Annotated in this window: 11 protein-coding genes and 8 pseudogenes; 11 read left to right on the forward strand and 8 right to left on the reverse strand. The window is 59.6% G+C overall.

Going from position 1 to position 17,886, the window contains the following annotated elements:
- Position 1: 1 nt before the first annotated feature.
- A complete protein-coding gene (speB, locus tag METH_RS16625) occupies positions 2-973 on the reverse strand; it encodes an agmatinase (protein ID WP_024091638.1) in 972 nt (323 codons plus the stop codon).
- 98 nt (positions 974-1,071) lie between these two features.
- On the opposite strand from speB, the gene METH_RS16630 reads away from it, so the two are divergent.
- A complete protein-coding gene (locus METH_RS16630) occupies positions 1,072-1,998 on the forward strand; it encodes a LysR family transcriptional regulator (RefSeq protein WP_024091639.1) in 927 nt (308 codons plus the stop codon).
- A gap of 516 nt (positions 1,999-2,514) precedes the next feature.
- On the opposite strand, the gene METH_RS16635 is transcribed toward METH_RS16630, so the two are convergent.
- Positions 2,515-3,534 (reverse strand): IS110 family RNA-guided transposase, encoded by a 1,020-nt coding sequence (locus tag METH_RS16635; protein ID WP_024091640.1) that lies wholly within the window; start codon positions 3,532-3,534, stop codon positions 2,515-2,517.
- A gap of 325 nt (positions 3,535-3,859) precedes the next feature.
- Between METH_RS16635 and METH_RS24055 the strand changes: the two genes are divergently transcribed.
- The 5 genes and pseudogenes from METH_RS24055 to METH_RS16650 all read left to right on the forward strand — a co-directional run bounded on the left by METH_RS24055 (position 3,860) and on the right by METH_RS16650 (position 5,612).
- Complete coding sequence (locus METH_RS24055) at positions 3,860-4,189, forward strand: phage integrase N-terminal SAM-like domain-containing protein (RefSeq protein ID WP_024091641.1); 330 nt, start codon at positions 3,860-3,862, stop codon at positions 4,187-4,189.
- 56 nt (positions 4,190-4,245) lie between these two features.
- A pseudogene (locus tag METH_RS24920) lies at positions 4,246-4,665 on the forward strand (tyrosine-type recombinase/integrase).
- 174 nt (positions 4,666-4,839) lie between these two features.
- Positions 4,840-4,968 (forward strand): annotated as a pseudogene (locus METH_RS25410) (transposase); the annotation flags it as partial.
- Positions 4,952-5,137 (forward strand): annotated as a pseudogene (locus METH_RS23360) (IS5/IS1182 family transposase); the annotation flags it as partial. The pseudogenes METH_RS25410 and METH_RS23360, both read left to right, overlap by 17 nt.
- A 229-nt stretch (positions 5,138-5,366) precedes the next feature.
- Positions 5,367-5,612 carry a VPEID-CTERM sorting domain-containing protein gene (locus METH_RS16650; RefSeq protein ID WP_024091645.1) on the forward strand — a complete coding sequence of 82 codons (246 nt, stop codon included), beginning with the start codon at positions 5,367-5,369 and terminating at the stop codon, positions 5,610-5,612.
- Positions 5,613-5,619: 7 nt separating this feature from the next.
- On the opposite strand, the gene xrtE is transcribed toward METH_RS16650, so the two are convergent.
- On the reverse strand, positions 5,620-7,164 hold the full coding sequence (gene xrtE / locus METH_RS16655; RefSeq protein WP_169731249.1) for an exosortase E/protease, VPEID-CTERM system: 1,545 nt from the start codon (positions 7,162-7,164) through the stop codon (positions 5,620-5,622).
- Positions 7,165-7,533: 369 nt separating this feature from the next.
- Between xrtE and METH_RS25415 the strand changes: the two are divergent.
- Both METH_RS25415 and METH_RS25420 read left to right on the forward strand, forming a co-directional pair.
- Positions 7,534-7,683, forward strand: a pseudogene (locus METH_RS25415) (IS5/IS1182 family transposase); the annotation flags it as partial.
- Between the two features lie 9 nt (positions 7,684-7,692).
- Positions 7,693-7,878, forward strand: a pseudogene (locus METH_RS25420) (IS5/IS1182 family transposase); the annotation flags it as partial.
- 85 nt (positions 7,879-7,963) lie between these two features.
- Here METH_RS25420 and METH_RS23370 read toward each other — a convergent pair.
- From METH_RS23370 to METH_RS16680, 5 genes and pseudogenes are all read right to left on the reverse strand, one after another.
- Positions 7,964-8,524 (reverse strand): annotated as a pseudogene (locus METH_RS23370) (IS110 family RNA-guided transposase); the annotation flags it as partial.
- 156 nt (positions 8,525-8,680) lie between these two features.
- Positions 8,681-9,658: an extracellular solute-binding protein gene (locus METH_RS16665; RefSeq protein ID WP_024091649.1), complete on the reverse strand. Its 978-nt coding sequence runs from the start codon at positions 9,656-9,658 to the stop codon at positions 8,681-8,683.
- Between the two features lie 56 nt (positions 9,659-9,714).
- Positions 9,715-11,355, reverse strand: coding sequence for an ABC transporter permease (locus METH_RS16670; protein ID WP_024091650.1), 1,641 nt, complete (start codon positions 11,353-11,355; stop codon positions 9,715-9,717).
- A complete protein-coding gene (locus METH_RS16675; RefSeq protein ID WP_024091651.1) occupies positions 11,352-12,413 on the reverse strand; it encodes an ABC transporter ATP-binding protein in 1,062 nt (353 codons plus the stop codon). Before METH_RS16675 ends, METH_RS16670 begins: the two co-directional genes overlap by 4 nt.
- Positions 12,414-12,463: 50 nt before the next feature.
- On the reverse strand, positions 12,464-13,267 hold the full coding sequence (locus METH_RS16680; protein WP_024091652.1) for an inositol monophosphatase family protein: 804 nt from the start codon (positions 13,265-13,267) through the stop codon (positions 12,464-12,466).
- A gap of 257 nt (positions 13,268-13,524) precedes the next feature.
- Between METH_RS16680 and METH_RS16685 the strand changes: the two genes are divergently transcribed.
- The 3 genes and pseudogenes from METH_RS16685 (at position 13,525) to METH_RS23375 (ending at position 17,208) form a co-directional block, all read left to right on the forward strand.
- Positions 13,525-14,310, forward strand: coding sequence for a DeoR/GlpR family DNA-binding transcription regulator (locus tag METH_RS16685; protein ID WP_024091653.1), 786 nt, complete (start codon positions 13,525-13,527; stop codon positions 14,308-14,310).
- A gap of 611 nt (positions 14,311-14,921) precedes the next feature.
- A pseudogene (locus METH_RS16695) lies at positions 14,922-15,946 on the forward strand (IS3 family transposase); the annotation flags it as partial.
- Positions 15,947-16,041: 95 nt separating this feature from the next.
- Positions 16,042-17,208 (forward strand): annotated as a pseudogene (locus tag METH_RS23375) (IS3 family transposase).
- Positions 17,209-17,886 lie beyond the last annotated feature (678 nt).

Raw genomic sequence — 17,886 nt, forward strand, 5'->3', positions numbered from 1 at the left:
TTCAGACCTCCCGCGCATGCATGATGCGGCCGATCAGGTTCATCAGCACCTGAGCCGCCAGAATTGCCGTGCCGCCGGTATGGTCGTAATCCGGCGCAACCTCGACGAGGTCGACCCCTGCAATCGTGCCGCGTTCGGCAAGGCCGGCGAGAATCTCCAGCACCTCGTAATAAATAAAGCCGCCATGCGAAGGCGTGCCCGTGCCCGGAGCGATCGAGGGGTCGAACCCGTCAATGTCGATTGTCACGTAATAGCGTTCGCCCTTGGGGATCCGCGCCAGCACGGCCTCCACGCCGAGCGCCCGGATCTGACGGACCGAGAGAATATCGGAGCCCATGGAACGGGCGGCCTCATAGCCGTCGCGCGCCGTCGAGGAGACATTGCGGATGCCAAGCTGCGACAGGCCGCTGACATAGTCCTTCTCGGCGGCGCGGCGCATCGGGTTGCCATGTCCGCAGCGCACGCCGTGGCGCTCATCGACGAAGTCGAGATGCGCGTCGATCTGAACGACATGGATGGGGCCGTTCTTGGCACAGTCTTCCTCGAAGGCATTGATGCAGGGGATATTAACCGAATGATCGCCGCCCAGGACCACTGGCAGCGCGCCTGCGGCCAGGATCTTGCGCACACCGAATTCAATGTTGGCATGGCTTCTTTCAGTATCGGTGTGGATGATATCGGCGTCGCCGATGTCGACTATCCGGACCTTTTCGGCCGGCAGGTAGGTGACATCATCCTCGTGGTCGTAAGCGCCGCCATGGCCGAAAGAGAACAATGTGGAGGCTTCGCGGATTGACCGTGGTCCGAACCGGGCACCGGCGCGCCACTGCGTACCAAAGTCAAACGGCGCCCCGAGGATCGCGACATCGGCGTCAATGCGGTCCCAGTCTGCTACATAGGGGTTTTTTCCAAAGGTACTGATGCCAACGAATGGCAAGTTGAGGCGGCCCTGGTCATAGGCGTTATCGGACATGCTTTTCTCCCCTCCAAATTAGATGGGATCAGCAAAGCACCGATATATTCTCATTCAAATCTATATGTATCTAAGCTCAGTTATGATAATCTCTATGTATGGAGAAAATTGCGCCTCAAACGTCCCAACCTCACAGCCTTGCCGATGTTGATTTGCGCCTGCTGAGGGTCTTTGCAGAAATTGTGAATGCAAACGGGTTTTCGGCCGCACAGGTAAACCTCGGCATGACGCAGGCAACGATATCAGCGCACATGCGGCATCTTGAGGAGAGGCTCGGCATGCGGCTGTGCGAACGCGGCCGCAGCGGGTTTTATCTGACCGAGGAAGGCCGCCAAATCTATTCGGCGATGCTTGACCTTTTCGGCTCCATCGACCGGTTTCAAAATGCGGTCAGCGAAGCGCAGGGGGAACTGTCCGGGGATCTGAGTTTCGGGACGGTTGATGCCATGTACACCAACCGAAGCCTGAGACTGGACCGTGCCATCGAGGAATTTGCAGAACTCGCTCCACAGGTGCGGCTGTCGATCGACATTGCCGCGCCGCAAGTCCTGTCGCAAGGCATATTGAACGGCCGGTATCAAGCCGTTTTGATGCCGTCTCAGCGTCAGTTGGGACAGATGCAGGCTGTCGATGTCTTCGAAGAACGCCAGAACCTGTATTGCAGTTGCCGGCACCCCTTGTTTGCCGTTGATGAGGATACGCTGACGGATGCGGTTCTTGCCCGGCAGGATTTTGCCGGACGCACGTATATGCCGCAAGGACCGATCTGCGGCATCGGCTTCAACTGGCACGCTGTAGCCGCGCATATGGAAAGCACGCTGCTTCTCATTCTGTCCGGCGCCTTTATCGGATTTCTGCCCGATCATTACGCGGATCCGGAAGTGCAACGCGGCCGTTTGCGCACCCTTGCCAAGGACCGGGTCACGTTCAATGACACGTTTCAAATCGTATACCCGCGCAAACGCCCTTCACGCGCGGCAAGTCTGCTGGCGAAGGCAATTCTTTCCTGCCAGGCAGATTCATGAATAGCAACTCGAACTGCACCTGAGGGGCCTCCTGCGGAAGCTTCCAGACAACCTCTTCCGGCTTGTGCCGTGTCTTTGCTATTCGATTTTCCGCTAATTTGAGAGCCAGATCGAACGAGCGTTGACGCTGCCACCGCCCCGGCCATACGGTGCCAGATTCTTGCTCCGCCTGCGGCAGGCGGCAGGGCTGGATTTGAAAATGGCGCTTTTGCGCATAGCTGCTCCGGTGCAACCCGAAGCGTCACATGAAGCAGCTTGGTTCCGGCGAAGGACCTGTGTGGATGGCTCCTGCATAGCAAGACATTTTTGAGTTGATTTCGTGCATTCGTCAGATGCAGTCGTGTGTCCGGCCTGTTTGCGCGGTTTTGACCGCTGGCCCTGATGGGTTCCGCAAACCAAGTTCCTTACGGCTTAGCGGGCTATGATGCCCGGGACCTTCGACGGGGTCTCTTGGTTTTCGCGGCTGACTTTTGCACCATCATTTCGCAGGTCTTGCTAACTCGTGGTTCTGTCTCCTTAGGCCAAATGTGGGTTGTAGGGTGCGCTACGGGTGAGAACGGCCCAGACGATTCGGGCCGTCTTGTTCGCCATAGCAACTGCAGCCAGGCGAGCAGGTTTGCGTTCAAGGAGCGACGTCAGCCATTTGCTGGCGCGCTCTGGATGTGATCGGGTTTGCCTGACAAGCGATGTCATCCCGACGACAAGCAACGATCTTAAGTACTGATCGCCCATTTTGGTGATCCGGCCCAGCTTCTCTTTTCCACCACTGGATCTATTTGCGGGTGTCAAACCAAGCCACGCCGCAAATTCGCGGCCATTTCTGAACTGGTGCCCGTCTCCGATGCTGGCGATGATCCCCGAGGCTGTCACCGCTCCAACGCCTGGGATGGTTCGCAGCAGTCTTACCCGCTCATCTTCCCTAGCCACCTGCTTCAAACGTTCCTCATACCAGCGGACGCGTTTGTGCAACGCCTTAAGCTGTTCAGACAGGTTGCGGATCACCTCATTGGCGATATCTGGGACATCGAGCACCTCTCCGAGGGTGATGTCTTCGGCAAACCCAATGACGCGAGCCAGACCTCGGGGTATATAAATGCCGAACTCAGCGACCAGCCCTCGCAGGCCGTTGATTAACTGCGTTCTTTGGCGAACCAGAAGGTCACGCGCACGATGAAGCGATAGCAGTGACTGCTGTTCTACCGTTTTGATGGCCACGAAGCGCATGGTCGGACGGGTAACAGCCTCGCAGATTGCCTCAGCATCAATCGCATCGGATTTGCCGCGTTTCACATAAGGTTTGACATACATCGGAGGGATCAGACGCACGTCGTGGCCCAAGGCGGTCAACTCACGAGCCCAATGGTGCGCCGTGCTGCAGGACTCCATACCAATCAGGCAAGGTTCTAACTTCGCGAAGAACGGTAAAACTTGTGCGCGGCGTAGCGGTTTGTTGAAGGCGACACTTTCATCTCCGGAAATTCCGTGGACCTGAATTACGTTCTTCGCCAGATCAACACCGGTCGTGGTAACTTGCATGGGGTGGCTCCTCTCATAACCAGATATCGACACCTGCACTATGGCGCATTGCGACGCCGGTTGGAGCAGGAGCCATCCACCCCACCGGCTTCCGGGAAAGTGACCAAGGAATTTCGCGGCGGCAGAATCTTTGGCGCGACACCCCTTGTCTAAGGCCGCTTCGGGCTGCCTGCCGTCATCCTGGGGAACAGCCGGGAAGCGCTCTAATCCTCCGAAACGGTGACCCGGTCGCCCCGGCGCGGAATCGGGATTTGTTCGCGGATTTCGATGACGGCTGCGTGCTGTCGGGCGCGGTGATTTTGCCTCGGTTGACAGAGGGTTTCCCATGACCGTTCAGCAGTCCGCGCCGGCGGCACCCCTTCGCGCCCGGATGATTGCCGATATGCCGGCGCGCAATCCGGGGCCGGCGCTTCAAACCAGCCTCTTGCGGGCCTGCAAGCGGTTTGCAGCCTGGCTCGGACGATCCCCCGGGACCGCGGCAACCGATGATGTGCGGGGCTTCCAGCGGCATCTGATGGAAAGCGGCACCAGCATCTGTACCCGCAGTCAGACCATGACCGGGGTGAAGTTTCTGTTCCGGGTGACGCTGCGGCGGCATAACCTGGCCGCGGAGGTTTTCAGCCTCAAGGAGCCGGTGAAGGTGCCGCTGGGCTGAGCGGTACCGGGGTCAAGCGTATCCTGCTCATGGCACCAAGCTTGAAGGCGCGTGTGATGCTGTCGCTCGCCTATGGCTGCGGCCTGCGTGCGGGCGAAGTTGTCCGGCTCAAGGTCGGCGGCATCGACGAGGACCAGAAGATCATCCGCATCGTGCAATCCAAGGGCCCGCAAGGATCGCAACGTGATGCTGCCCGCGGGTATTCCGGGCTTGTTGCGCGAGTGGTGATAAGAACGGCCCGCCGGTCAGGACACAGGCGTGGCCGGGCCTGAACGGGTCATTTTCCCCGGCTATCGCGGCAAGCCCGGAATACCCGTCAGTTCCCGCGTTTGTTCAAGCAGGCGGCGCGGGCCGCGGGCATCACCAAGCCTGTGACGCTGCACACGCTGCGGCACAGTTTTGCGACACATCTGCCGGAGCGCGGCGTCGGCATCCGGGTCGTTTATTGCCCGGCAGTCGAAACCCAGTTTCGATGAGAGGGCAGGCGCTGCTCGGGCATGCCAAACTGACCACGACGGCGCGCTACGCCAGTGTCGCCGCCACTGCCCGGCAGGCGATTGCGCAGCAATACCCGAGAGGGGGGACGGCGGCCTGCCTTCGGACAGCACCAAGCGGATCGCCTGCCGCAGGAATTTCTTCTTCTCCGTCCCGGTCGCCGGCCGGTCTGCTCCAATGCCGGGATCCAGTTCCGCTTGTCGATAAAAGTTCTGTTCAAGCTGCTCTTAAGGCAAGCCGCCGGCATGGTGGCCAGTCTGCTGCGGATGGCGGGGCTGGACTGGCTATCACACCTGGAACCGGATCGAGGTGAAAATGCGCTGCTTTAAGGCCTTCGGTGATCGCATCGCTGCAAAAGACCCCGACGGAGAAACCGCTGAAATGCACATCCGCATTGCCCTAATGAACCGCTTCCCGGCCCTCGGCACAGCCGAGATCGTTCGCGTGGCCTGACCCCAACCGGGAAAGGGGAACGCACGCCTCCGCCATCAGTTCTGCTACGAAGCCATTCAAATCACTACAGTGAATTTTTCTCGTGCGAACTCAAGGGCAGGCCTATCCTGAAACAACGATCCGCCTGCGGCATGATTGACTGCCAATTCCGCAACAATGCAGAGATTTGTTTGATTTTTAGTTATCGAGAATCAATTATGGGGCGAATTGTTCAAGTGGAGATCTGTCTATGGCGGGTATTGGCAAGAAAGTTGGTGTTTGCGGTGCTTCCATTGCATTGTTGAGCGTGCTGCCCACAGTCCTAACGGCGCAATCGATCGGCGTCGATCTCGGCGCCGTTGATGTAGGCATCGGCGGAGGGCGACCGGCCTCTGTTCCCGAAATTGACGCATCCACAGGCGCAATGGCTCTCGCAGCTCTAGCCGCCGCTCTGGTGCTGGCTTGGGAGGTGAACCGGCGCCGCAAGGCTGGGTAAGCCCAGGTCAGATCAAAGACCATTGCCCGGAATACCAGGCGACTGCGGCGACGGATGCGTTTGCGACAATATGCGCGACAACGGCATCGCCCAGTCGACCCCGGCGCAACATTGCAGCTGCGAAAAGAAGGCCCGCGATGCCTGCCAGAATCAAGCGTCCATGCAGGGCTGCAAACAGAGCAGTCGACACCAGAACTGCGATGGCTTTTGCGGCCGGAGAGCCGGTATCGAGCCTGGCCAGAATGTAGCCGCGAAAGAAAGCTTCTTCCACCACGGGCACCAGAAGGGTGGTTCCCAGCGTGCGTACCATCGCCCATGCCAGGAACGCACTACCGCTCAATGCTCCCAGAACCAGATCGTCTTCTTGATAGGGCTCGGAAAACCACACCCATGCCGCACCGACGACAAGACCAGCCGCGATCGAAAACGGGTCGAGCGACAGCCGGATCTGAGGAAACAGCGCACGGCGCATCCAGACCAAGACGCCAAGCATGACCGCCGCCTGGAACGGATATCCAAGAGCAGGGTTTTCCCAGAATGCATGTGCAATGACGCCCGAAATCATAAAGGCAATAAAAGGGACAATCAGAGCGGCTACAGGGTCGGCGCTCAATTTTTCCCTCTCTGGGAGGGTATAGTTCACTCGGCGAAGCGCCGGTATAGCTTGAGCGAGATATAAGATTCCAAGCGCCAGAAAGATGAAAAGCAACCACCCGGCGAAGCTGTGAAAGCCGTTCACCGCGAGTTCCGGCGAGACATACCTGCCAATCAGAATCAGGACAGTAATGCGCAGGATGTTAAATACCCAACTGGCCAGAAGCGCTATTGGCCAAAGAACAAGCCAGAATACATTTTGCCTCAGTGTTTCGCGAAACAGCACAGCATAGATCACCATGAACCCGGTGATCAGCGCAAACCCTTCGATGCCGGAACACTGGCTGGCGACAGCAACCACAAACCCTGGCAGCCCGATCCAAGCACGGCCCGGTTCAATGAAAACCTCAGGGCCAACTGCAGAGAGCAACAGCGCCACACCTTTGAATGTGGCGGTGGACACGAACTCAACCGCCCACAGCGGCTCTATCAGGTGCGCCAAGGACGGGATCAAAGCAGCCAACAGCAAGATTACAAGCGGCTGAAAACGCTCGGTTCCTAGCCATTCCCACCAGGACAACGGTCTTAGAACCCAGAACAAGGATCCAAGTGCTGCTAAGGCACCGCCACCTGCGAGCAGTATGAAAACATACAGGAATTTTTCGTTCACTTCCCCTGGAGGGATGATCAGTACCGGCAGAAATATGACCATGACGCCGAGCAAGTGAACGTTACCCCAAAGGGGCTTTCGACTTGCTGCCTTGATCAGTTCGAGAAACCGGTGCCAGCTTCTGGTCCGACCGCATATCAGAACTGCAAACGCAGCGAAGACGCAGATGGCGCTGATAAACACAATCCTCAACCCGCGGCACAATCCCGCTATTCCGGTTGCGTGACATTCGATGGGAAAAAAAATCTGATAGGTTGCGATGACCGCAATGCCCTCGAGAACGAACAAGACCAGCAGCCACCTGATACCCGCCTGAACCAAATAACTGTACCTCTATGAATTCGCCTCGGCCATACTGAGAAAAACTGTCAAGTATGGCAAAATTATGGGGTTTTCAGGCCGCCGTTAGCCCAGCTGCCCTAATTGGCTTGTTTAGTGATTTTCCTTCTCCGCGGCCGACGCTCCCAAATCACCGCTGTAGTGTCGTCTTCGTTCATTACGGGCTTTGCATCGGCCACGACCACAAGTTTCTTACGGTTCCGGATGAACTCGCCCCAGGCGATCAGCCCCTCACCAGGCGCCCACCAGGCTGGCGTTGTTGCAGAACTTGACCCCTTGAGGATTCACCGCGTGGATACATGAGGTTAGAAGGGCTGCATGACGAAACCCTTACCAGCCCGCTACCGGACGGCGAATTGGTCCAGCTACAATGCAGCGCTGCGACAGCGCGGTTCTCTGCTCATCTGGGGAGACAAAGAGATGACCTGGCTTGCGCCACATGAGGCCCGCCCCGGTCGCCGGCCGGTCTGCTGCGGATGGCGGGGCTGGACTGGCTATCACACCCGGAGCCGGATCGAGGCGAAAATGCGCTGCTTAAAGGCCTTCGGTGATCGCACCGCTACAGAAGACCCCAATGGAAAAACCGCTGAAATCCACATCCGCATTGCCCTAGTGAACCGCTTCCCGGCTCTCGGCGCAGCCAAGATCGTTCGCGTGGCCTGACCCCAACCGGGAAAGGGGAACGCACGCCTCCGCTATCAGTTCTGCTACGAAGCCGCTGACATGTATCCGGCCTCTGATGCGGCGTCAGGGCCGTGATCAGCACCTTGAGTGTGGGGATGGCATCAGCTGGCAGGCCGCTTTCCGGACTTTCGATGATTGCAATCAGCTTTGACGCGTTGGCCGCCCCCCGTGGCGCGACCTGTGCGAACTCGTTCAAATGCCCTCGCAGTGCATTGATGGCCTGGGTCCGCTGCCGGATCAGAAGCTCGCGCACGCGGAACACTATCGCCGCGCCCTGCGTCTCTTCGCTCTTCACAGGCACAAACCGCATCGTCGGACGCAGCGCGGCCTCGCAGATCGCCTCGGCATCCGCGGCATCGTTCTTCCAATGTTTAACAAAGGGTTTCACATAAGCGGGAGGGATGAGCCGTACTTCGTGGCCGAACTTGCTGATCTCACGACCCTAATAATGAGCGCCGCCACAGGCTTCCATCGCGACAACACAGGGCTGCAACCCGCCGAATAAGGCCAGCACCTGACCCCTCCGCAGCTTCTTGCGCAGAACAGGCTGCCCCGCTGCATCTGCCCCGCGGGCCTGAACCACATTATTCGCCAGATCGGGCCCGACCTTGGAAATCTCTGGCATGACCGCTTTCCTTTGTGGATCGTTGCAGACCCGCCTTGGCACATTGATGCCGTCGGGGGGCGGTCACATCATCAGAGCCGCAGCAAGCGACAAAGCGCAGTCGCGGCACTGGGAGAAAATGCCGCGACTGCTGCCGATGAGAAAGCCCGGGGGGACTTAGCTGCCGGCCTTCGGGAGGGTGGCCCACTTGGCAAGGAAGTCCTCGCGGGAGGTGGCCGCTTCGCCCTCATCGACGTCGAAAATCTTGATGTCACCCAGTTCAGGAAGCCCGACATAGTCGGATACTTTGATGTCGGTCCGGCTGGGACGGCGGAAGGCAACCATCAGAAGCTCGGTCTGGGTTTCCTTCGACATGAGCGTGTCTATGACCTTCTTGGCATTCTCGCCGGCGGGGGCATTCTGCACCAGGCCGGAATAGTCGGCGGTGATGAAAGTGCCCTCTGCGGGGTAAACCAGCTGCAGCTCTTCCTGCCCGCCGTCGACATAGGCGTATCCATTGGTTTCAAAAGTTAGCCCAACGGCGTATTCGCCCATTGCCACGCCTCTCGGCACCGCGGATGACGAGCCGCTGATCACGAGATTCGATACCACCGCTTCGAAGGTTTCCTGATCGAGCAGTTTCGACAAGCCCCAGGCGATGGTGTAGCCGGTCGAGCTGTTTGCGGGATCGGGGATCATCACCCGGCCCTTCCATGCCGGATCGGCAAGATCGGCCCAGCTGCCGGGCATTTCAGCGCCGTCCAGCAGGTAAGAGTTCACCAGCATGGTCACGACGTGAATGTTGGCCGGTTGGAACAGGTCGTCCGGATAGCGCAGCGATTCCTTGACCGCGGCAAGCTCGGGCGAGCTGTAGGCTTCGAAATTGCTCTTGAAGGCGCCGACGGTGTTGATCGAGGTCGACCAGAACACATCGCCCTGCGGCGCATCGGCCTCGGCCTCGATCCGGCGCAGCAGCACGCCGCTGCCCCCGGTGATGACGCCCAGATCGGTGCCGGCACTTTCATGAACCGCCGCCTGGACGGCCTCAACCGCGGGAACCGGGTTCGATGTGTAAAGGACCGGTTCGCTGGCCAGCACCGGTGTGACGGTCAGGCCCAGGGCCAGGGCGCCGGGGATCAGTGAATTGAACTTCATGGTTTCTCCTCTCTACTGTTTCGATGTCCGCGCCGTGCGCGGGTGATGCCGACACGTCATTTCGATGAGAAAATGTCGATGCCGAACAGCCGGTTGGCGACTGTGATTGGGATCAGGATAATGGCCACCAGAACCAGCCCGTAAGCCGAGGCATAGGCCATCAGCCCGGAATCGATGAGCCGGAATATCTGGATCGGCAGTGTCTCCCGGCCGCCGGAATACACCAGGATAGAGGCAGACAGTTCAGCCACCGAGGTTGTCCAGGTCAGGATCGCCGCCGATGCCACCGCGGGCAGCATCACCGGCAGGATGACACGCAGGAACGTGCGGAGCGGCGGCGAGCCGAGGCTGATGGATGCCTCCTCGATCGAGTTGGGGATGTTGTGAAGCGTCGACTGGCTGTTGCGCATTCCGAACGGCATCTTGCGGATGACATAGGCCAGCACGATGATGGCCGCCGTGCCGGTCAGCGGCAGGATCCCGCCGTTGAATGCCGCAAGCAGGCTGACACCCAGAACCGTCCCCGACAATGCCAGCGGGATCGCTGAGACATAGTCGACCAGCGGGGTCAGCAGGCTCGGCTTCTTGACCACCAAATAGCTTACCATCGTGCTGAAAACGATAGAGATCACGGTTGCGATTGCCGCATAGGTCAGCGAGTTCAGCAGGGGACCGGGCGCCGTGATGAAGACGCGGGCAAGATTGTCGAGCGTCCATTCCCCCCACTGCAGCACCGGGCCGCGCGATTTTGTGAACGCCCCCGCGACGATGGTGGCCAGCGGCAGAAGTGAGATCGCGACCACCAGACAGGCCGGCAGCGCGACCATCATTCCGCGCACACCACGCAGCGGCACGGGCCTGGCGCCCCGCCCCTGAACGATTTCATAGCTGCCGCGCGACACGACCCGGCGGTTGAAGAACAGCACGACCATGACGATCATCACCGAAACGCTGGCCAGCGTGCTTTGCATGGTGATGTCCGATGCGCCCTCGGCAACCGCCGCCTGATAGGTGGCCACCGATAGCAGCGGCAATTGATGGCTGAGGATCACCGAGATCGCGAAGTTGCCGACCGTCATGGTGAAAACCAGCAGCGCCGAGGCCAGGATCGCGGGCATGATCACCGGCAGCATTACCTTCAGGCGGGCAAAAACCGGCGGGGTGCCAAGGCTTTGCGCGGCCTCTTCCAGCTGCACATCGAATTTGCCGATGGCGGCGACGGTGCCGATATAGACATAGGTGTAATAGATGAAGCTCATCGAGGTGATCAGGCCGAACCAGCCGTAGAAAGACGGCAGGTGGATACCGAATTCGCGGAAGAACTTGGTGATTAGCCCGTTGTTCCCCAGCATCATCAGCCAGGTCTGCGCGGCGATCACCTCGGGGATCACCAGGGTGATCAGCGGCAGCAGCGCGATCAGCGTCTTGCCGCCAAAACTGTAGCGTGCGGTGACATAGGCAAGCGGAACCCCGATCAGCGTGCAGATCACGGTTACAGATGTTGCCAGGATCAGGGTGTTGCCGATGGCCCGGAGGTATTTCGGCGACTCGATCAGCCGTGACCAGCCCGACGGCCCGTCGCCCAGCACACTGGCGCTGAGGATGTTGAGGAGCGGGTAGAGGACGAACAGCGCGAGCAGCCCGAGCGCCAGAACGGTTATCCAGAACCAGGGAGAGCGGAGGTTTGCGGTGCTCATGCTGCGATGACCCGTGCAAGGTCCGGGTCGATGCCCAGGCTGACTTGGTCGCCGGGGGCAAAACCGTCGTGGCCGGGGCCATGCAGTTCGGCAACGACCTGCAATTCATCACCCAGATCGAGGCAATAGCTGGTTTTTGACCCGAGGTATTGCCGCTTCCGGACCTGTGCAGGCAGCGATTGCAGCCCGTCCTGCTGGCCGGCAGAGATTTTCAAGTCTTCGGGGCGCAGAACAAGCAGCCCTTCGGCGGCCTGCCCTGGCAACGCGTTCCTGGCCAGGATGCTGGCAGAACCGAACTCGGCGCGGACCATGCCGCTCTCGGCGGCGCCCAGCCGTACCTTCATCCGGTTGGCTGCGCCGACGAAATCGGCCACATATCCGGTTACCGGTTTGGCGTATATCTCCTGTGGCGTGCCGAGCTGTTCAACGGCCCCGTCCTTCATCACTCCGATCAGGTCGGACATCGACAGGGCCTCTTCCTGATCATGGGTGACGAAGACGGTCGTAATGTTGGCTTCGCGCTGCAGTTCCGTGATGGTTTCGCGGATCTGGATGCGCAGCTTGGCGTCGAGGTTCGACAGCGGTTCGTCCATCAACAGCACCTGCGGCTTGATGACCAGCGCCCGCGCCAGCGCCACACGCTGCCTCTGACCGCCAGACAGCGCGGCGGGGTGGCGCCCTCCAAATCCATCCAGCCCGACACGCTCCAACGCTTCCGCCACCTTGCGGTCTATTTCAGGCCTCTTTTCACCGCGTGCGCGCAGGCCGAAGGCGACGTTCTGCGCCACGGTCTTGTCGGGAAAGAGCGCGTAATCCTGAAACACCATGCCGATGGCGCGCTTGTGCGGCGGCAGGCGCGTCACGTCGCGGCCGCTGAAGCTGATCATGCCGCCGGCAGCTGGCACGAAGCCCGCGATCGTGCGCAGCAGCGTGGTCTTGCCGCAGCCGGATGGTCCCAGAAGGGTAAAGAAACATCCCTCGGGGATTGTCAGAGACAGGCCTGAAATCACGTCGACCTGCCCATAGGTGACAGTGAGATTGGAAATGTCGATACTCATGGTTCCTCCCAGTTATCGTGCCGTTATTTTGATGCGCCCCAGCGATGGAATTACTGGCCGCAGGCTTCTGTTCCGGCGATCAGATCGACGGCTTGCCGGTGAACGGCACTGTCGCCAGCGGCCAGAATGCGGCCGTCGCTATGAATGGTCAGCGGGTCGCCCCGCCAGTCGGTGATGATGCCGCCTGCGCCTTCGATGACGGGACGGAACGGCGCGTAATCGAACACTTTTTGTCCGGCATCCACGGCCAGATCGGTGCGGCCTTCCGCAAGCCGCCCATAATTGAGAGCGGCCCCGCCATAGACGCGTGTCGCAGTTGCCGCTCTCAGGGCTTCGAAGGCGGCGCGGTCGGCGGCGGGGATGTAATCCTGATTGCTGTTGGTCATCAAAGCCTGGGAAAGCCCGGCGCATGAGCGCACGCTCACGGGCCGGCCGTTGCAGGTGGTCTGACGCCCCGGCGCACCCAGCCAGCGGGCATTGACGCCCGGAATGTCGATGACGCCAAGCAGCGGCACGCCGTCGATTGCAAGGGCGATCAGCGTGCCAAATACCGGCAGGCCCATGATGAAGGGTGCGGTCCCGTCGATCGGGTCGAGAATCCAAACCGCTTCAGCGTCTTCGGCGATGACGCCCTCCTCCTCGCCGATGATCCCGTGCGACGGAAACCGGTCTGCGATCATCGCCCGCAACCTGGCTTCGATCATCAGGTCCATTTGGGTGACAAGGCTGCGATCCGGCTTGACCGAAACCCCCGGGGCATCGGTGGCGTGCCGTGACAGCACATCCCGGGCGGTATCGGCAAGCGCAAGCGCAAAGGCGATGTGGTGGTCTTCGATCGCGAAAGCGCGGGTCATGCGGTCTCTCCGTTTCTGCGGCCGCAAGCCATCGTTAGGTGCGCAAGGCTCCGGCGGCGCCCTTCGCTTTGAAGGGGCTGGTTTTCTTTCATTGGGGGCCTGTTCGCAGCCGGCCTGGAGAATCATTAGCGTGGATTCACATTTGTGGCAATATGTGTATTTTGTGTCGTTATGTGTTGAGTTGTTCGAGGTGGTTGAAGTTTGTGGAATACAGAGGCAAATTTTGACTTATTCCAATAAAGCTGGGTGGTTCAGTTATGTGGCAGGAAGAACGGCACCAGAAGATTCGTGCGCAACTGGCCGCATTCGGCCGGGTGTCCATCGACAAAATTGTTGAGGAGTTTGGCGTTTCAAGAGAAACCATCCGCCGCGATCTGATGGAGATGGAAACCGCCGGCGAGGTTCGCCGTGTCAGGGGGGGGGCCGTCCCCGCCGTGCGGGAAGACACGGCATTTTCGACGCGGGTAAAGCAGCGCCTGCAGGAAAAACGCTGTATCGCTGCGACCGCCCTGCAGCTGCTGGAAAGCGGCATGACCATTTTCATGGACGCGGGGGCGACCAGCCAGGCGATGGCCGATGCTCTTGCCGGACCGAATGGCCTGACTGATATGACAGTCATCACTAACGCCGTCGATGTCGCCCAGCGTCTGGCCGAGCGCCCGGGCGAGCCGGGACGCGGCTTCCGTGTCGTCATGCTGGCGGGGGATATCAAACAGGACCCGATGGAAACCCATGGCGAAGCCACGATCAACGATATTCAGCGTTATCATGCAAACGCCGCCCTGCTTGCACCCTGGGGCGTCAGCGCCAAAATGGGTGCGATGAACCACTTCCTGCACGGTGCCGAGATCGCAAGGGCGATGGTCCGGAATTCGGAGCGGCGGATCATCCTGGCCGACCATTCCAAAGTCGGGCTGCCGTCCCGCTCGGTGTTTTGCCGCACGGAAGACATGGATCATCTTATCGTCGATGCCAAGGCCAAGCTGTGCCCCGGTTTCGATGAGCTTGAGGACAAAGTGCCGGGACTGATCGTCGCGGAGTAGGTTTTGCCTGACCGGATGTATCTGGCGGTGATGCTGGATCTGCAGTTCCGGCGTGTCATTGGCCGGGCCATTTTGGGCGCGGCCTGCCAACATGACCAGACACCGGCGGCAGGTGCAGAAGGCCCATGAAGCCTCTTCAGTATCCACTTCCTGCAGCAAACTCACCGGCTTCCAGCCGGATCCGCTTTAGCGTGGAAGAACCCGGTTATGCCCCCTTCGATGCAAGGGTTTTTCCGACTTTCTCAGGTTAGGTTCGGGTACGGTTCTCTGTTTGCGGCATAGTCCAGACCTGGTTCGCTCTGTCCTTCGGAGGCATGGTTCTCTCCGAGACCGGACGTGGCCGCCTCACTATGGCGTTCGGGGCTGATTGTCTCCAAATGTCATGTGCGGGGTCATCAGGCGCAATGCTCTCAGCCCCAACCGCACCCACGAGATCAATCTGGCTCCGTCCCCTGGGGACTTCGCGCCCAGCCTCTTCCTCAGGCAGGATTCCGTCATTTCGTGTTAGGCTGCAGCTTTTCCTAACAACAGATTTCAGTTTCATTTTTCCAGATCGTCAGCATCAGCACAGCTATCTTTCGAGCCGTCGCAACTGCGGCCTTATTGAACCCCTCGGCGTGACCGAACAAACCTTTTACGCTGGAAGAAAAAGTACGGTGGAATGGGCACAGAGCAACTCAAGGACCTGAAGCGGCTTCAGAAAGAGAACGAGCGGTTGCGTCGTGCGGTGTCGGATCTGACTTTGGACAAGCTGATCCTGAAGGAAGCCGCATCGGGAAACTTTTGAGCCCTTCACGCCGACGCGCTTGCATTGATCATGTGCGTAGCTGGTTCAAGGTATCTGAGCGACGCGTTTGCCGTGTTCTGGGCCGGCACCGGTCCACACAGCGTCGGTCGCCACGAGGGCGGGCTGACGAGGAGCGTTTGATCGCGGATATGATTGAGCTGGCACGGCAGCACGGTCGATATGGCTACCGCCGGGTTGCCGCCCTGCTGAGAGATGCAGGATGGCAGGTGAATGACAAACGCGTGGAACGCTTGGGGCGGCGTGAGGGGCTTAAAGTGCCAATGAAACAACCAAAGAAGGGGCGGCTCCGGCTGAACGATGGATCGTGCGTCCGTCTGCAACCCGGGTATCGCAACCATGTTTGGCCGTATGGCTTCGGGCATCATAGAACCGACGCTGGCAGGGCGTTCAGGACGCTCAACATCTTGAACGAGTACAGCCGGGAATGTCTGGCGATCCGTGTAAAACGCAAGCTGAACCCGACCGAGGTCATTGATGCACTGACTGACCTGTTCATCCTGCGCGGCGTGCCAGGCTGCATTCGGTCAGACAATGGCCCGGAGTTCATCGCTGAGGCTGTCAGAGACTGGATCAAAGCGGCCGGAGCAAAGACTGCGTATATCGAGCCTGGGCCCCCCCTGGGAAAACGGCTGCTGCGAAAGCTTCAATGGGCGGATGCGGGACGAATTGCTCAACGGTGAAATCTTCTACCCGCTGCGCGCAGCCCAAATCATCATCGAAAGCTGGAGAAAACACTGCAACACCAAGCGACCACACAGTGCATTGGGCTACCGCCCGCCAGCGCCCGAAGCCATCGTCTTGATGGACCGCAGGCCAATCATGCACTAACTTTCAATTTGGACCACTCAAGTAGGGCTGCTCAAGCCTGAGCCTCCCCCAAAGAAGTGGTCCGCGCCTATGATGGGGAAATCGGAAGACCATAGATGGCGATTAAGAGACCCAAGCCAGAAGAGATTGTCGTGAAGTTGCGGCAGGTTGAAGTCCTGATGGGACAAGGCATGCCCCGGATTGATGCAATCCGCCAGACCGGCGTGACGGAGCAAACTTATTACCGCTGGAAGAAAAAGTGCGGCGGAATGGGCGCAGAACAACTGAAGGACCTGAAGCGGCTTCAGAAAGCGATCCAGCGTCTTCGCCGGGCTGTCCCGGATCTGACGCTGGGCAAGCTGATCCTGCCGGAAGCCGCACGGGGAAACTTCTGAGCTCCTCGCGTCGCCGTTCCTGCATCACTCATGCGCGCAGCGGGATGCCGGTTTCAAAGCGTCGCGTTTGCCGCGTCCCGGGCCGGTACCGGTCCACACAGCGGCGATTGCCTCAGGGGCGTGAAGACGAGGAGCGCCTGGTCGCGGACATGATCGAGCTGACACGTCAATATGGCCGATATGGCTGCCGCCGGGTTGCGGCCTTGCTGCGGGACGCCGGCTGGCAGGTGATTGACAGGCGGGCCGAACGCCTATGGCGGCGCGAGGGGCTGAAGGTTCCATTGAAACAGCCCAGGAAGGGGCGGCTCTGGCTCAACGGCGGATCATGCGCCCGGCTGCGCCCCGAATGTCGCAGCCACGTCTGGTCCTGCGGCTTCGTGCATCATCGACCTGATGATGGCGGGGCGTTCAGGACATTGAACATTCTGGAGGAACACAGCCGGGAGTGCCTGGCCATCCGTGTGAAGCGGAAGCTGAACCGGGCCGGGGTCAGCGGCGCGCTGACCGACCTGTTCCTTCTACGCGGCGTGCCTGCCTGCATCCGGTCGGACAACGGCCCGGAGCCTATCGCTGAGGCTGTCAGAGATTGGAGCAAAGCTTCGGGGGAAAGACCGCCTGCATCGAGCCAGGATCGCCGTGGGAGAACGGATTTTGCGAGAGTTTCAACGGGCGGATGCGCCCCTCTCGGCAGCATGCTTTGCATGCGCCTGACGGGCAATGGACAAACTGCTGAACGGGGAGGTCTTCTAGCCTCTGCGGGAAGCCCAGATCATCATCGAAAGCTGGAGACAGCACTGCAACACTAAACGACCGCACAGTGCCCTGGTCTGCCGCCCGCCTGCGCCCGAGGCCATCGTCTTGATGGACCAGCGGCCAACCATGCACTAACTTTCAAACCGGACCGCACAAGTGGGGCTGCTCAGTGGTGACCTGCGACTAAAATTTCATCTAACCACGATTTGAGCCCGGTTGGTGTTTACGCTGATCGGCGCAGTTTGAGCAATCGCCCGATGCGCAAAGCTTTCCTCTCGCGCAGCGGGGCGGGCGAATGCGGTGGTCAGTGTCCGCGCATAGTCCGCGGGTGGCAGGTCACTGATTGTTGAAGATCGCCCAGAGGCTGGCCGAAGCTCAGCAATCTGCTCGTGCGGGCGGCTTCACCCCGACTGCATCGCATTGTGCCGTGTTGGTTCTGTGAAGCAGCCAGCAAAGCTCACCGCGCTTTACTTCGCACGCACCCCGGACCTATGCCGTCTTTCTCGACTGGCTGGGCGAAATGCTGAGCCGGAAGCAGGCCGTTTTCTTCTCTAGTCATTCATACATTCGCAAGTCCAAAACACTCAAACGAGCCGTGCGCAGCGCGAATCTTTCCTGGGTTTTTCAGGACTCCGGAACTCTGCCCTGGGGAGATAGAGGCGCCAGAAACCGGTGTATGTTCTGGAAAAATTTTTTATATCAATCAGTTGCGATAAATCTCCCTCAGACGCACGGAGATATTGGATTTTGGATATTGTATCACTATAAAGCTTGAAGCTGCGTTTGGGAGGAGGAAGCATGGCTGGATTTGGC

Origin of the sequence: Leisingera methylohalidivorans DSM 14336 (genome assembly GCF_000511355.1) — a bacterium.
Taxonomy (GTDB): domain Bacteria; phylum Pseudomonadota; class Alphaproteobacteria; order Rhodobacterales; family Rhodobacteraceae; genus Leisingera; species Leisingera methylohalidivorans.

Bases quoted from the DNA above. Each gene is read 5' to 3' on its own strand.
- METH_RS16650 (WP_024091645.1), top strand. From the start codon at position 5,367: ATGGCGGGTATTGGCAAGAAAGTTGGTGTTTGCGGTGCTTCCATTGCA.
- METH_RS16665 (WP_024091649.1), bottom strand. From the start codon at position 9,658: ATGAAGTTCAATTCACTGATCCCCGGCGCCCTGGCCCTGGGCCTGACC.
- METH_RS16635 (WP_024091640.1), bottom strand. From the start codon at position 3,534: ATGCAAGTTACCACGACCGGTGTTGATCTGGCGAAGAACGTAATTCAG.
- METH_RS16670 (WP_024091650.1), bottom strand. From the start codon at position 11,355: ATGAGCACCGCAAACCTCCGCTCTCCCTGGTTCTGGATAACCGTTCTG.
- METH_RS16630 (WP_024091639.1), top strand. From the start codon at position 1,072: ATGGAGAAAATTGCGCCTCAAACGTCCCAACCTCACAGCCTTGCCGAT.
- METH_RS16675 (WP_024091651.1), bottom strand. From the start codon at position 12,413: ATGAGTATCGACATTTCCAATCTCACTGTCACCTATGGGCAGGTCGAC.
- METH_RS16685 (WP_024091653.1), top strand. From the start codon at position 13,525: ATGTGGCAGGAAGAACGGCACCAGAAGATTCGTGCGCAACTGGCCGCA.
- METH_RS24055 (WP_024091641.1), top strand. From the start codon at position 3,860: ATGACCGTTCAGCAGTCCGCGCCGGCGGCACCCCTTCGCGCCCGGATG.
- METH_RS16680 (WP_024091652.1), bottom strand. From the start codon at position 13,267: ATGACCCGCGCTTTCGCGATCGAAGACCACCACATCGCCTTTGCGCTT.
- speB (WP_024091638.1), bottom strand. From the start codon at position 973: ATGTCCGATAACGCCTATGACCAGGGCCGCCTCAACTTGCCATTCGTT.